The following is a 13,874-nucleotide window of genomic DNA, read 5'->3' on the forward strand; positions in this document are numbered from 1 at the left end:
CGTTTGGTCTCGATCGATACCGTCAGCCGCAATTCCAACCTCGGCCTGATCGAAGTGGTCCGCGATGAGCTGGCCAAGCTCGGAGATCAAAGGCGCGGTCCGGGTTGCCGACGTTCATCATGATCTTGAACGGCAGCTCCGGCATCGCGTCGACGGAGTTCTTCTTGATGTCGAAGCCCAGTTCGCCTTCGAAGATGTAGCCGGTGTCGCCTTCGGCGCAGGAAACGGTCACGCCCTGGCCTTCCTTGAGCAGCTCGGTGGCGTTGCCGCAACCGACCACGGCCGGAATACCCAGCTCACGGGCGATGATCGCCGCGTGGCAGGTGCGACCGCCACGGTTGGTGACGATGGCGCTGGCGCGCTTCATGACCGGTTCCCAGTCCGGGTCGGTCATGTCGGAAACCAGGACGTCGCCGACCTGGACCTTGTCCATCTCGGACACGTCCTTGATGATGCGGACCTTGCCGGCGCCGATGCGCTGGCCAATGGCGCGGCCTTCCACCAGCACGGTGCCGGTTTCTTTCAGCAGGTAACGTTCCATGACGTTGGCCTGGGTGCGGCTCTTCACGGTTTCCGGACGGGCCTGCACGATGTACAGCTTGCCGTCGTCACCGTCCTTGGCCCATTCGATGTCCATCGGGCACTGGTAGTGCTTCTCGATGATCATCGCCTGCTTGGCCAATTCGCTGACTTCGGCGTCGGTCAGGCAGAAACGCGCGCGATCGGCCTTGTCGACATCGACGGTCTTGACCGAACGACCGGCCTTGGCTTCGTCGCCGTAGATCATCTTGATGGCCTTGCTGCCCAGGTTGCGGCGCAGGATGGCCGGACGACCGGCGGCCAGGGTGTTCTTGTGGACGTAGAACTCGTCCGGGTTCACCGCACCTTGCACGACGGTTTCACCCAGGCCGTAGGCGCCGGTGATGAATACCACGTCACGGAAGCCCGATTCGGTATCGAGGGTGAACATCACGCCGGCGGTGCCGGTTTCGGAACGGACCATGCGCTGCACGCCGGCCGACAGGGCGACCAGCTTGTGGTCAAAGCCCTGGTGCACGCGGTAGGAAATCGCGCGATCGTTGAACAGCGAAGCGAACACCTCTTTGGCGGCGCGAATGACGTTTTCAACGCCACGGATGTTCAGGAAGGTTTCCTGCTGGCCGGCGAAGGAAGCATCCGGCAGATCTTCGGCGGTAGCGGAAGAGCGCACGGCCACGGCCACGTCAGGGTTGCCGGCCGACAGCGCGGCAAACGCGGTACGGATCTCGGTGTTCAGCTTTTCAGGGAATTCGGCTTCCATGATCCATTGACGGATCTGGGCACCGGTCTTGGCCAGGGCGTTGACGTCGTCGACATCCAGGGCATCGAGGGCGTCGTGAATCTGCTTGTTGAGGCCGCTCAGTTCGAGGAAGTCACGATATGCCTGAGCGGTCGTGGCGAAGCTACCGGGCACCGATACACCGGCACCAGCGAGGTTGCTGATCATCTCGCCCAGGGATGCGTTCTTGCCCCCCACATGCTCAACGTCGTGTTTGCCGAGCTTATCGAGGGAAACTACGTACTCAACCACGTTTGACTCTCCGGTATTGTTGCGGATACACATGAATCATCAGGTTTCTTGAAAGTCATTCAGGCAGTGGGGCCCGTGGCTTCGAATGCTGAGTGCCAAGGTGCAACTCTTTACGCGAGTTCATCAGGCCAAGACAGATGATGATGACGGCCAGCAACCCGGTGGCCGTAATTTCGGAACGATAAGCCGGAATGAAAAACATGCTGATCAATGCGCCGCTAATGAACAAGATCACTGCCCAGGTCAGCCATGGGAACAGCCACATCCGGAAATGCAGAGACTCGCCGGCAGCCAGCATCTTTTTGCGCAAGCACAGTTGAGAGACGGCGATAACCAGATAGACCAGTAGCGCAACTGCGCCCGAAGTCGAGAGCAGAAACTTGAACACGTTCTCGGGCGCAAAGTAGTTGATGAAAGTCGCCACGACGCCCAGAACAGTGGTGCATACCACAGCGGCACGCGGCACTTTCGCCAGACTGACGCGCTTGAGGAAGCGTGGAGCATCACCACGCTGTGCCAGCGAATAGAGCATCCGAGAACCGGTGTAGACCTGGGAGTTCATGCAACTGGCGACTGCCAGCAATACGACGATGTCGATGACCAGTTTGGCATTGGGTATGTGCATGATCTCCAGCGCGCGCTGGAACGATCCCACCTCTGGCAGGCGAGGATCGTCCCAAGGAACGATGGACAAAATCATCAGGATGGAAAGCAGGTAGAAGACGCAAATACGCCACACCACCGAATTCGTCGCGCGGGCGATCTGCCGGGCGGGGTTCTTCGACTCGGCGGCGGCGATGGTGACCACTTCCGCGCCGATGAAGCTGAACATCGTGGTGAGCATTGCACCAATGATGGCGCTCAGGCCGTTGGGCGCGAAACCGCCATGCTCGGCGAGAAGGTTACCCAGGCCACTGACCTCGCGGTCGGGCAGAAGTCCCATCAGGGCTGCGCCGCAAAGTGCGATGAAGGTGATGATGGCGATGATTTTCAACAGCCCGAACCAGAACTCGAATTCGCCGTAACGGGCAACGCTGAAAAAGTTGGAGCAGGTCAGGACCAGAATAACCGTCGAGGCAATGACCCAGGTATCCACGCCCGGTATCCAGGCGTTGATGATATTCGCTGCGGCTATCGCCTCCAGTGGAATCGCCAGCACCCAGAACCACCAGTAAAGCCAACCAATACTGAAACCGGCCCAAGACCCGATTGCCCTGTCCGCATAAGTGGAAAACGATCCCGTGTCAGGGGACGCCACCGCCATTTCACCCAGCATTCGCATCACCAGCACAACCAGTGCGCCCGTGAAAATGTAAGCCAAAAGAACAGCGGGCCCAGCCTTGGCAATCGCATGCCCGGAAAAGACAAACAGGCCGGCGCCGATTACGCCAGCTATCGACAACATGGTGACGTGACGCTGTTTCAAGCCGGGTGCAAGTGAAGTGTTGGACATGGATAGACTCATTAATTGTTTTTGGAGCGTTCTAATCCGTAAACGGAAAAAAGCTGCGGCGCATGCAAGGTGGCGGGACGCAGAGGGTATGGGTGGTTGGAGCGCGAGTTTGTGGCTAGAGCAGACAATCGGCGCAAAGCGCCAATGGATCAGGGTCATGGCCGAGCAGTTCGCAGAGCGCATCGACGATGATCTGATGATCTTGTCGATCAGGAAGACCGGAGACCGTGACGGACCCGATTACGCCTGTATCACGCACGATGATTGGAAAACCGCCTCCCACGCTGGCGTACTCGGCGGGCGAGAGGAAGTAGCGCTGGGTTATGTCCTGGTTTTCGAGGGCCAGTTGGTACCTGATCCGGTAGGAACTGCGCAGAAAGCGCTGGACGGTGTTTGTCTTGCGTTTTACCCAGTCGTGGTTGTCGGAGGTTATCCCGGGTCGAGCGGCGAAAAACAACGGACGGTCGAATCGTCTCACGTCAATCACGAGTGGCCAGGTATTGGCAGTCGCCTGGTTGTAGAGATAGGAGCCAAGTTGCCATGCGGTCTCCTCATCAAAACGTGAAAATTGAAGGGTTTCTTCCTGGCGTATTAAAAGTGCCAAATCGTCTTTGAGGCTCATCTCGATCTCCTTCTGCCTGAATCCAAAAGGGCCTGGATCATTGATACGCACAGTTTGAAGTCAAAACTTTGGTGAGTTAAATCCATTTTTTCTTACGTTTATATTTTGTTTTTCTTTCGTAATTATTCGAATTGCCAGTCAGTGGATTAGCGGGTTGATTGCGCGTCTGAAAAAATTCAGAAGAGCTTGCAGCAACCAGAGAACGCTATTGACAGCGGTCATCATAATTTTTATTTTGAATGCAGTCATGCACACAATGTCGCATGCAGTGTGATGCCGTACCTTTCTGCCAAAAACAATGAATATCAGTGAGGTCTACAATGGTTCGTTCAATCTCTTCTTCCCTCCGGGCCCTCGTAGTGTGTGCCGGCTTGTCCGGTGCGTTGCTCGCGCAGTCCGCAGCGCAGGCAGCGGAAACTTCGTTATGGCAGGATGTGCAAAAAGCAGGGGTATTGCGCTGTGGTGCTGCGGTGGCGGCGCCCTACGTGATGCGCGATGCCAAGACCAGTGCCTACAGTGGCTATTTCGTCGATTTGTGCCAGGACTTCGGCGAGAAGGTGCTGAAGGTCAAGGTGGAGTTCGTTGATACCACTTGGGACAACCTGGTAGCAGGGCTGCAGAGCAACAAGTGGGATCTGGCCATGGCGCTCAACCAGACGCCTGAGCGTGCGTTGGCGGTTGCGTTCACTGTGCCGGCCACCGACTATCAGGTATCTCTGCTGGTGAACAAGGACAACCCTAAGCTCGGAGACGTCAAAGACGACATCTCTGCTCTCGATAAACCCGACATAACCTTTGCTGTGATGTCGGGGACGGCCCAGGACAAGGCCATTTCGTCCGTGGTCAGCAAAGGCAAGATCATGCGCCTTCCAGGCATGGACGAAGCGCGGTTGGCGGTCATGTCCAAGCGGGCCGACGTGCTGGTCGACGCCAGCGACACCAACCACCTGTTCGCCTTGGCCAACCCCGACTGGACCCGTGAGATTCTGCCCAAGCCTGCACTGGCCAAGCAGGGCGTGTCGTTCGGCGCGCGGAGGGACATTACCCCGGCCGATCTTCAAGTGCTGAACATTTATCTGACTCAGCGTCGCGAGACTGGTGACATCCAGAAACTCGTCGACAAGGCTTCAAACGAGGCCAATACGAAAGCGAAATAGCGCCCGCATCTCGGAGTGCCGTGTGGATCATCAGTGCACACGGCACATCTTCATCCTCAAGAAAAATGGAAGGTGAGCACACATGAGTGATTCCCCACGTCCCCTCGACGGGCAGACTGTCCTGGTAACCGGCGGCTCCGGTGGCATCGGCGCTGCGATCGTCGAGCAGCTGGTGGCCGAGGGTGCAAAGGCGTTGATCCATTACAGCCGTGATGCACAGGGTGCCCAGCAGCTACTCGATCGCGTCGGTGGAAAAGGCTGGATCGTTCAGGGCGATCTGAGTGATGAGGCTGGACCGGAAAGCTTGTGGCGAGCCGCTCTGGAATTATCTGGAGGCCGTATCCATGCCTTGATCAATAACGCAGGTATTCGTACCGAGATACCGCTGGAGTCCCCATCTGCTCAATGGCGAGCGGCTTGGCGGCGTGAATTTCAGGTCAATTTTTTCTCTGCGGCTGACTTGTGCCGTGAAGCAGTTACGCATTTCCGTGCCCATGGCGGTGGGCGCATCATCAATATGGCCAGTCGTGCCGCACAGCGCGGTTATGCGGCCGACGCTTTGCCCTATGGCACCAGCAAGGCTGCCTTGATCAACCTGACCAAGTCCCTGGCAAGAAGTGTCGCGGGCGAAGGTATCGTCGCTGTCGCCATTGCTCCGGGCTGGGTGCGTACAGACATGGCAGAGCAGTTCATCGCCCAGCACGGTGAGGCTGCTGCTGTAGCCGATATTCCGGTTGGACGCATGGCCAGCCCATCGGAAATCGCCGAGCTCGTGGCCTTCACCCTGCGTCCGTCCCAGGCATCTCTGAACGGAGCGACGCTCGACGTCAATGGCGGAAGCTACATCCGCTAAGGCGCGTGACACTTTATCCCTGACCCGATTCGTGCGCAGCCATACCGTTGCTGCGTGCCAATCGGGTCTTTTTGTCATAAGGATTTTTAGTCGATGCCGGATCGCCAGAGCTGTTTTCCACGAGCCATGTCGTTGCTCATTTTGGCGCTGCTGGCGTGTTCATTTGCGGGCAATCATGTTGCCGCCAGGATGGCTTTTGATGACGGCGCCGGTCTGTTGGTGGCTATCCTGTGCCGTTCCGGAATTACCGCACTGGTGCTGATCGTCCTGGTCATCATGAGTCCGGATTCCTTGCGTTTGACTGGTGCCACCCGGCACTGGCAGGTGCTGGCGGGGCTTTGCGTGACCGTGCAGAGTTACTGCATCTACTCGGCGGTGGCGCGGATACCAGTCGGAGTTGCGTTGCTCGTCGTTAATCTCTCGCCCGTGTTTCTCGCCATGATTACATGGATGCTGGGTGGCCCGGCGCCGACTCGTCGTGCCTTGCGGCTGATGGGACTGATCATTTTCGGCCTGTTGGTGGTTCTGGATGTACCCCGGATAGTCATTGAATCGCGATCGCAGGGCAGGGACTGGTATGAAGGCGTAGCGCTCTGCCTTGTCGCCGCGGTTGCCTTCGCCTGCGCCTTGTGGATTACAAACAATCGCCTGGCCGGAATGCCCGGCAAAGTGCGCTCGCTGTACACGATGCTCATCGTGTTTCTAGGGGCGGCTGCCATGGGTGGGGTTGGTGCGGTTCCAGGCGGGTTGGCATTTCCACACACCGTTGTCGGATGGGGGGCTTTGTTCTTGTTGGTGTTTCTTTATGGAGCCGCGTTTTCTGCGCTGTTCATTCTCATGCCCAAACTGGACATCGCGCGAAACGCTCCTGCCATGAATATGGAGCCTGTTGCCGCACTTTTGCTGGGATGGGTAGTGCTGGGGCAGGAGGTTGGAACCTCCCAGATACTCGGTGCGACAATGGTCTTGGGCGGAATTTTGATGTTGGCGAAGCAAAAAAGTGGTGAGAGTTGAAACGGGCTTTTGCCCTTCACGTCAGGCAGAAATCGGCCAAAAGCGGCCGTTCTAATTTGCGAGAATGGCTCATTAATCGGCGCCCATAGTCGGATTCAGGGCGTAACTCGTTGGAAGATCCAAGGATTCAGTAACACGCAATTGAGTGGGCATCCACTGCCATCGAGGGTTTGAACGCAGTATTGTGTACTCATCCGTTTGTTTGATGCGTGAGCGCTAACCCTTGAAGAATCGAGCACTGCTGGTTGGGGTGGACATGGGCACCTCCAGTACACGGGTCAGTGTCATTGACGAACAAGGTCGTCAATTGGGGGCAGCAAGTCGTCCCACGCGCTTGTTGAATCCTGCACGACATGTGTTTGAGCAATGCCCTGACGAGATGTACGTGACAGTCTTGTTGGCCATAAGGGATGTACTAACCCTTTTCACGATCAATCCGGGTGAAATTGTCGGCATCTCGATCTGCGGGCAAATGGCCGGAATCTCGACAGTCGGCCATCACTGGCAGGCGACAACGCCCTACGACTCGTGGCTGGACATGCGTTGTGTTCAACAGGTGCAACGGCTCAAGCCTTACGAGCAACAGATCGTTCAACGCTCGGGCGCTCCGGTAAGTGCAAATCACGCCGCCAAGTGGCTGTATTGGCGCGAGGAGCAACCCGATACGTACCGCAAAATCAGAAAGATCATCATGCCGGCAGTTTACGTGGCTGGGCGTATGGCGGCTCTGGACAGCGATGCGGCGTTCATGGACGACACCTACCTTGGCTTCAACAGTTTTGCCGACAGCCAGACTTCAGACTGGAATCGTTCACTGATTGATGAGTTTCAACTGGAACATAATCGATTACCGCGGTTGGTCAAACCCTGGGATCGTATTGGCTCGGTCAGCGCCGAAGCGGCCGGTAGCAGCGGGCTGTTGGCGGGCACACCGATTTTTGCGGGGTGCGCGGACATTGCTGCATCCTTGCTCGGTACTGGGGCATTCCAGACGGGGCAACTATTCGACATCGCTGGCACCGGTTCGGTGTTTGCGACTTTGCTGGACCACTACGTGGCAGACACCCGGCACAACACGTTGGCGACGTTCAGGCATTGCATCCCAGGGTTGTATTACTCGATGGCCTATGTCGGTGGCTCAGGGCTCACGCTGAAGAAGTTCGGTCTCACCGATGCAGAATGCGAGCAACTGGAAACACAAGGCCGGTCCACGTTGAGCGAGCGAAACAAGCTGCTGTTTTTGCCTCATCTAGGGGGACGGCATGTGCCATTCGATGCAGTGTTTTCCGGGGCATTTGTCGGCCTTGATTGGAGTCACGATCGTACCGACCAATACCGGGCAATGTTGGAGTCAATCGCTTACGAGTACGCACGTTTCGTGCAATGCGTGAAGGATATGGACATTGATATCCGCGAGGAGGGGATTATCAGTCTGGGCGGGGGAGCCAACAGTCAGCTGTTTCGCCAGATCAAAGCCGATGTGCTGGGCATACCTTGTCGCAAACTGCCCGTTACCGAGTCCGGAGTCCTGGGCGTCGCCTTGATCGCCGGTCACGGCGCTGGCGTGTTCGCGGATATGAAGCAGACTGCGATCGACTGGCAAAAACCGGACGAATGCGTGTCCTTGCCGGACGTGTCCAGGCACCGGTTTTATGCCGGCATGCGCAAGGCCTACGAGCATATGTTGACCAACCTGCGACCGGTACTGAGTGATCTGCAATCGGTGTCGCTCGACTGAATGCTATGGCATCGCGCGCTTGAGTTCGCTGGTGGGGGAAGTCAAAAGGTGCCGCGCGGGCATGTCCAGGCTCTTGAAATACTGCACGGCAAAATCAACGAATGACTTGACCCGCGGCGGCAGCTTCTTTCCGCCTTCGGTGAGCAGGTGAAAGCCTGCGGTCGGGCATTGATAATCCTCGAGCAAGGGGACCAGTCGTTTCGCCTGGATATCGTCCGCCACTTCCCAGACTGACTTCCAGATAATGCCCAGCCCCTGAACCGCCCACTGCCGTAATGTGAAACCGTCATTGGCCAGCCGATTTCCTTTGACTTGAATCGTGGTCGGCGCGTCGTTTTCCATGAACTTCCAGCGATCAAGCGCGAAGTCTGCCCGCAACTGTACCAGGCAGTTGTGCTCGTGCAGGTCCTGCGGGGTGAGCGGAGCGCCGTGCCTTTGCAGGTATTGGGCAGAGCAGCAAACCACTGACCGGTCGACACCCAGGGAGCGTGCGATCAGTGAGCTATCCGGAAGGTCCCCGAAGCGGATTGCGATGTCCGATCCGGATTCCACGAAATCAAGGATCCGGTCAGTGAAGAACAGGCGAATGCTGATGTGTGGATTGTCGCGCAGGAAGGCATCGACCAACTGACTGACCCATTGTCGACCCAGGTCGGTAGGGCAGGTCAGACCGATGGTGCCGAGCAGCTCGCTGTGGCCGTTCTTGATTATGCTGTCTAGGGTATCGACTTCTTCGAGAATCCTGAGCGCATTTTCAAACAGCAATTGGCCTTCGGCAGTTGGGCTCAAGCTTCTGGTGTTGCGCTTGAGCAGGCGCAAACCATAGAACTCCTCCATGGCCTTGAGGCGCCCGCTCATGGCCGCGGGTGACAAACCCATCTGTCGGCCTGCGGTGGAAAGTGAGCCTGTCTGCACCACCAGACGAAACAAACGCATGTCCTGTAATCGATCGACCATGATGATTTATCTCGCAATCCCGATCTTTTAATTGTTCGGAAAGTATCGGTCGATTGTTCAATTAATACCACAAATTAATTCTCCGAAGCCCAGCGGGAAAATCTTTAAAATTGGCTCTGGATAAGGGTTTCAGACGATTTGTGAACCTGATTCAAATGAGTTTGTTGTTGGGTTCACCTTACAGGGAAAGTGAAAAGTCAATTTTTTAAAAGTGAATAGAAAAGTTGAAGGGATTGTTAATAATGAATGCCAGAGTTTGTGAGTCACCCATAAAGAGGGTTTAAACATGCGCGTTCAATATCAAGAGGCAGCCCCTTCGATCGACCTGGCCGGTCAATTCAAAACAGCAATGGGGCGTTTTGCCTCTTCTGTAACCCTGATCACCACGCTCGATGATGAAGGCCATCCCCACGGCATGGCTGCGACCGCTTTTTCCTCGGTGGCGATGGACCCGGCATCGGCGCTGATCTGCATAAATCGCGCGGCCAGCACTTCGCCGATCATCAAGCGTTCTGGGCTGTTCTGCGTGAATATGTTGCAAAGCCAGCACGAATCGATATGCAAGATTTTCAGTCAGCCGGACCTGCGCGAACGGCGTTTTGTGGAGGGCGACTGGCGTACCGGTGTACATGGTATTCGTTACTTGGCCGATGCTCAGGCTGCGATCTTTTGTGAAGTCGTACAGGAGATTGAACACGGTACGCACACCGTGATTATCGGCAATGTCATTTATGTAATTACCCAGCCGGCTGAAGCGCCGTTGTTGTACATGGGAGGGCGTTATCGCGCGTTGGGTCATTAATCGGTTAGTCATGCGGCTCGGTCTTATAACAATTAAATAACAAGTGGATGTAGGTATGAATAATCAGATGCTGGTCAAGTCAAACCGGATTGGCTCGATACCGAAGTGGGTTGGACTTGAATCCAATGTCGCAGGGCCGACGGTCGGTCTTTTGTTGTTGTGTGCGGTATTGAGCGTCTTTACCGATAGTTTCCTGACTTTGAGTAATCTGCTTAATGTGCTCGATCAAGTCACGGTGCTGGGCATCATGGCGCTGGGTATGACCCTCGTCATTCTTATCGGTGGTATCGACCTGTCCGTCGGCGCGGTATTGGCCGTGGCAATCATGGTCATGAGCTGGCTGGAACAGGTACTCGGATTGCCAATGTGGATGGCGATGCTCGGTGCCATCGCAGTCGGTGCGGCTTGCGGTTCGACCACGGCGTTGCTGGTGGTCAAGGCCGGGTTGCCATCGTTCATTGCGACGCTGGCGATGATGTCGATCGCTCGCGGCCTTGCCTACATGGTCACCGATGGTGCCCAGGTCAGTGGCTTCCCGGAGTGGTTCAGCAACCTCTCGGTCATTCGTTATGGCGGCGTACTATCGCTGACGGTGAGCTGCTTCGCGGTGCTGGCGCTGGTGTTCTGGTTTGTCCTCAAATTAACGGTTCCCGGCCGCAGCCTTTACGCCATCGGGGGCAGCAGCAAGGTAGCCAAACTCGCCGGCATCCGGGTCAAGGCTTATACAAGCGCCGTGTACATCATCTGCGGGATTTGCGCGGCCCTGGGCGGCGTCATCATGACGTCGCGCCTGGACACCGCTGGTGCTGGCGCCGGAGTCGGCTATGAGCTGGATGTGATCGCCGCGGTAGTAATCGGCGGCGGCAGCCTCAAGGGCGGGGCGGGCAGTGTGGTCGGCACCATCATCGGCGTGTTGATCATCGGCGTGCTGCGCAATGGCTTGAATCTGGCCGGGATTTCCCCTTTCGTCCAGCAAGTAGTCATCGGCGCCGTCATCGCCTTCGCCGTGATGCTTGACCTGCTCAAACGCAAGACTGACTGAACTCAGGTTGTCGATCCGAACGGCCGTCGTCTACCTGCCAAAACAACAAGGATAAAAACATGAACCTGACTTCTGTTTCAGCGCGTTTTCTGTGGCTGCCGCTGCTCGGCTGCCTGTTGTCCACGAATGTGTTTGCACAGAGTAAGCCTGCGAATGAGATAACAGTCGGAATGTCCATTCCGAGCCTGCAATGGGTGTTCTACCTGATGGTGCGCGATGGCGTGATGGAACAGGCCAAAAACCTCGGCATCAAGAATGTGCTGGTTGCCGACGCCCAGGCCGACCCTGCGCGGCAAGTCAGCCAGATTCAGGACATGCTCAGCAAGGGCATCGATGTGCTGCTCTACACCGCCACCGGAAGCGCTGCTTCTGCCGTGCCGGTACGGCTGGCGCGGCAAAAGGGCATACCGGTGATCTGCATCGACAACTTCCCGAAAAACGTCGAGTGCGACGCTTACATCTCCACTGATAACCTGGCTGCAGCCGGTGAGTTGGCGCGGCAAATGATCAAGCTGACTGGTGGTCAGGCTGAGATTGGTTTGCTTCAGGGCACCCTTGGTGACTCGACGGAAGTCGCCAGAGCCAAAGGCCTGGATGCCGTTCTGGCCGATGCCCCCGGCATGAAAATCATAGACCGCAAGCCCACCGACTGGCTTCAGGACAATGGCTTCAAAGTGGCGCAGGACATGCTACAGAAGAACCCGAAAATCAACGTGTTCATAGGGCGCTCGGATGCACCGGCGCTGGGGGCCGCGCAGGCTGTCAAGGTGGCCAATATCGATCACAAGGTCTGGGTTTTCGGCTATGACGGGTTGCCTTCGGCCCTGGAAGCCATTCGCGACGGCAAGATGGATATGACCATCACGCAGCAGGCTGTGGAAATGGGGCGCCTGGCCTTGCGCACTGCGGCGGATCTGCAGCAAGGCAAGTCCGTCAACAGGACTCAACTGTTGCCTGCCTTCGTCACCACGCGTGAAAACGTGGCGACCTTTCTTGAACAGCACCCTTGAGTGCGGTGAAGGAGGTCACGTCATGAATGCGATCAAATTCGCTCAGGCACCGTTGTTCAGGGCCAGCAACATCGGCAAGTCATTCAACTCGGTTCGGGTGCTGGAAGACATCAGTCTCGATATCGGCTATGGAGAAGTGGTGGCGTTGCTGGGGGAAAACGGCGCAGGCAAGTCGACCTTTTCCTCAATCGTTGCCGGAGCGCTGGCTCCTTCCAAAGGATCAATGTTCCTGGCCGGCGAGCCCTATGCGCCGAATGGTCCGGGAGCCGCCATGGCGCAGGGCATCAACATGATTCATCAGGAAATTCATTTGCTGCCGGACTTAAGTGTGGCGGAAAACGTTTTTCTCGGTCATTTGCCGATTTCCAGAGGCATGATCGACCGTCAGACAATGCACCGCGAAACCGAGAAACAACTGCGGCGCCTTGGCCTGGACATCTCTCCACAAACTCCGGTTCGCCAGTTGAAGATCGCAGCCCAGCAACTAGTGGAGATTGCCAGGGCGCTCACACTCAACTCGCGCTTGCTGATCCTTGACGAGCCTACGGCCGCCTTGGGTAAAGACGAAACCGAGTTGCTGTTCAAGCAGATTGAGGAGCTGAAGAAAGAGGGCGTTTCATTCATCTACATCAGTCATCGAATGGACGAGATTGCCCGGATCGCCGACAAGGTTGTGGTCATGCGTGATGGCCACCTTATAGCGCGTCATGACAGCGGTCGCGCCGATGTCAGCGTGCTGGTGTCGCAAATGGTCGGGCGACCGATCGAGCGGTTGTTCCCGGAACTGCCTGAGCCCCGTGACGCCGGGGTAATGCGTGTTGATCGGCTATCGGACAAGTCCGGTCGCTTCCACGATGTGTCGTTCGAGGTCAGGGCCGGGGAAATTTTTGGTATTGCCGGCATCGTCGGTGCCGGCCGCACCGAGCTGGTTCAGGCGATAGCCGGGTTGAGTGCGGTGAGTCAGGGCGAAGTGCTTCTGGATGATCGGCCGTTGCCGGCCAACAACGTGCAGGCGGCGATCCATGCCGGGGTCGTGTTGATTCCCGAAGACCGTAAGACCGAAGGGGTGATTCTGAATCAGACCATCGCTGAGAACCTGGCTTACTGCAACCTCGATAGCCTCAGTTCGTATGGAATCGTGGCCCACCAGCGGATGGCCGCGTTCGCTCGAGAGCGAATCGCGACGCTGGGGATCAAGGGCTCGGCAGGACAGATGCTCGACAAACTGTCCGGCGGCAACCAGCAGAAAGTCGTCATCGCCAAATGGATCGCCCGCAATCCGAAAGTGATCATTCTGGATGAGCCCACCCGCGGCATCGACATGGGCGCACGGGCGGCGATTTATGAGTTGATCATCGATCTTTCCAAAACCGGTGTTTCGGTGATCATCGTCAGCTCCGACCTGGAAGAAGTCATCGGCCTGTCCCATCGGGTGATGGTCATGGCGCGCGGCTGCTCCCAAGGCATCCTGCATCGGCCGCAGATTGCCCCTGACAGCATCATGACTTTGGCCACCGCTTGATGACGGGCCGCGCAAGCGGCTCCTAAAACTCTATCCATACCTTGCACGTTGCGACTTGCAGCGCCGGCATTGGCACGCCTGCGAAACGAGTGCGCGACATGAAAACGGTGTGTTGTGCAGAAATATTCGCAGCA

General features: G+C 56.9%; 11 protein-coding genes and 1 pseudogene. 8 read left to right on the forward strand and 4 right to left on the reverse strand.

The window, feature by feature from the left end; translation table 11 throughout:
* Positions 1-70: 70 nt before the first annotated feature.
* The 3 genes and pseudogenes from ppsA to ACQKP2_RS05200 all read right to left on the reverse strand — a co-directional run.
* Positions 71-1,570 (reverse strand): annotated as a pseudogene (gene ppsA, locus ACQKP2_RS05190) (phosphoenolpyruvate synthase); the annotation flags it as partial.
* A 55-nt stretch (positions 1,571-1,625) separates the two neighbouring features.
* Positions 1,626-3,023, reverse strand: a complete 1,398-nt coding sequence (gene gabP, locus ACQKP2_RS05195; RefSeq protein ID WP_427575117.1) for a GABA permease — start codon at positions 3,021-3,023, stop codon at positions 1,626-1,628.
* A 115-nt stretch (positions 3,024-3,138) separates the two neighbouring features.
* Complete coding sequence (locus tag ACQKP2_RS05200; protein WP_427574914.1) at positions 3,139-3,645, reverse strand: heme-degrading domain-containing protein; 507 nt, start codon at positions 3,643-3,645, stop codon at positions 3,139-3,141.
* A 320-nt stretch (positions 3,646-3,965) separates the two neighbouring features.
* Here ACQKP2_RS05200 and ACQKP2_RS05205 point away from each other — a divergent pair, with 320 nt between their 5' ends.
* From ACQKP2_RS05205 to ACQKP2_RS05220, 4 genes are all read left to right on the forward strand, one after another.
* Complete coding sequence (locus ACQKP2_RS05205; RefSeq protein WP_427574916.1) at positions 3,966-4,802, forward strand: transporter substrate-binding domain-containing protein; 837 nt, start codon at positions 3,966-3,968, stop codon at positions 4,800-4,802.
* A gap of 82 nt (positions 4,803-4,884) precedes the next feature.
* Positions 4,885-5,655, forward strand: a complete 771-nt coding sequence (locus ACQKP2_RS05210; protein ID WP_427574918.1) for an SDR family NAD(P)-dependent oxidoreductase — start codon at positions 4,885-4,887, stop codon at positions 5,653-5,655.
* A 93-nt stretch (positions 5,656-5,748) separates the two neighbouring features.
* A complete protein-coding gene (locus tag ACQKP2_RS05215; RefSeq protein WP_427574920.1) occupies positions 5,749-6,669 on the forward strand; it encodes an EamA family transporter in 921 nt (306 codons plus the stop codon).
* Positions 6,670-6,919: 250 nt separating this feature from the next.
* Entirely contained in the window at positions 6,920-8,407 is a 1,488-nt protein-coding gene (locus ACQKP2_RS05220) for a xylulokinase (RefSeq protein ID WP_427574921.1), read from the forward strand.
* A gap of 3 nt (positions 8,408-8,410) precedes the next feature.
* Here ACQKP2_RS05220 and ACQKP2_RS05225 read toward each other — a convergent pair whose 3' ends face one another.
* Positions 8,411-9,364: a LysR family transcriptional regulator gene (locus tag ACQKP2_RS05225; protein ID WP_427574923.1), complete on the reverse strand. Its 954-nt coding sequence runs from the start codon at positions 9,362-9,364 to the stop codon at positions 8,411-8,413.
* Positions 9,365-9,650: 286 nt separating this feature from the next.
* Between ACQKP2_RS05225 and ACQKP2_RS05230 the strand changes: the two genes are divergently transcribed.
* The 4 genes from ACQKP2_RS05230 to ACQKP2_RS05245 are packed head-to-tail and all read left to right on the forward strand — an operon-like array spanning position 9,651 to position 13,740.
* Positions 9,651-10,166, forward strand: a complete 516-nt coding sequence (locus tag ACQKP2_RS05230; RefSeq protein WP_427574925.1) for a flavin reductase family protein — start codon at positions 9,651-9,653, stop codon at positions 10,164-10,166.
* A gap of 55 nt (positions 10,167-10,221) precedes the next feature.
* Positions 10,222-11,208, forward strand: coding sequence for an ABC transporter permease (locus tag ACQKP2_RS05235; RefSeq protein WP_427574927.1), 987 nt, complete (start codon positions 10,222-10,224; stop codon positions 11,206-11,208).
* A 59-nt stretch (positions 11,209-11,267) separates the two neighbouring features.
* A complete protein-coding gene (locus ACQKP2_RS05240; RefSeq protein ID WP_427574928.1) occupies positions 11,268-12,218 on the forward strand; it encodes a sugar ABC transporter substrate-binding protein in 951 nt (316 codons plus the stop codon).
* A gap of 22 nt (positions 12,219-12,240) precedes the next feature.
* Entirely contained in the window at positions 12,241-13,740 is a 1,500-nt protein-coding gene (locus tag ACQKP2_RS05245; RefSeq protein ID WP_427574930.1) for a sugar ABC transporter ATP-binding protein, read from the forward strand.
* The last annotated feature ends 134 nt before the right edge of the window (positions 13,741-13,874 follow it).

This window comes from Pseudomonas sp. NPDC089569, from assembly GCF_050280625.1.
Lineage (GTDB): Bacteria > Pseudomonadota > Gammaproteobacteria > Pseudomonadales > Pseudomonadaceae > Aquipseudomonas.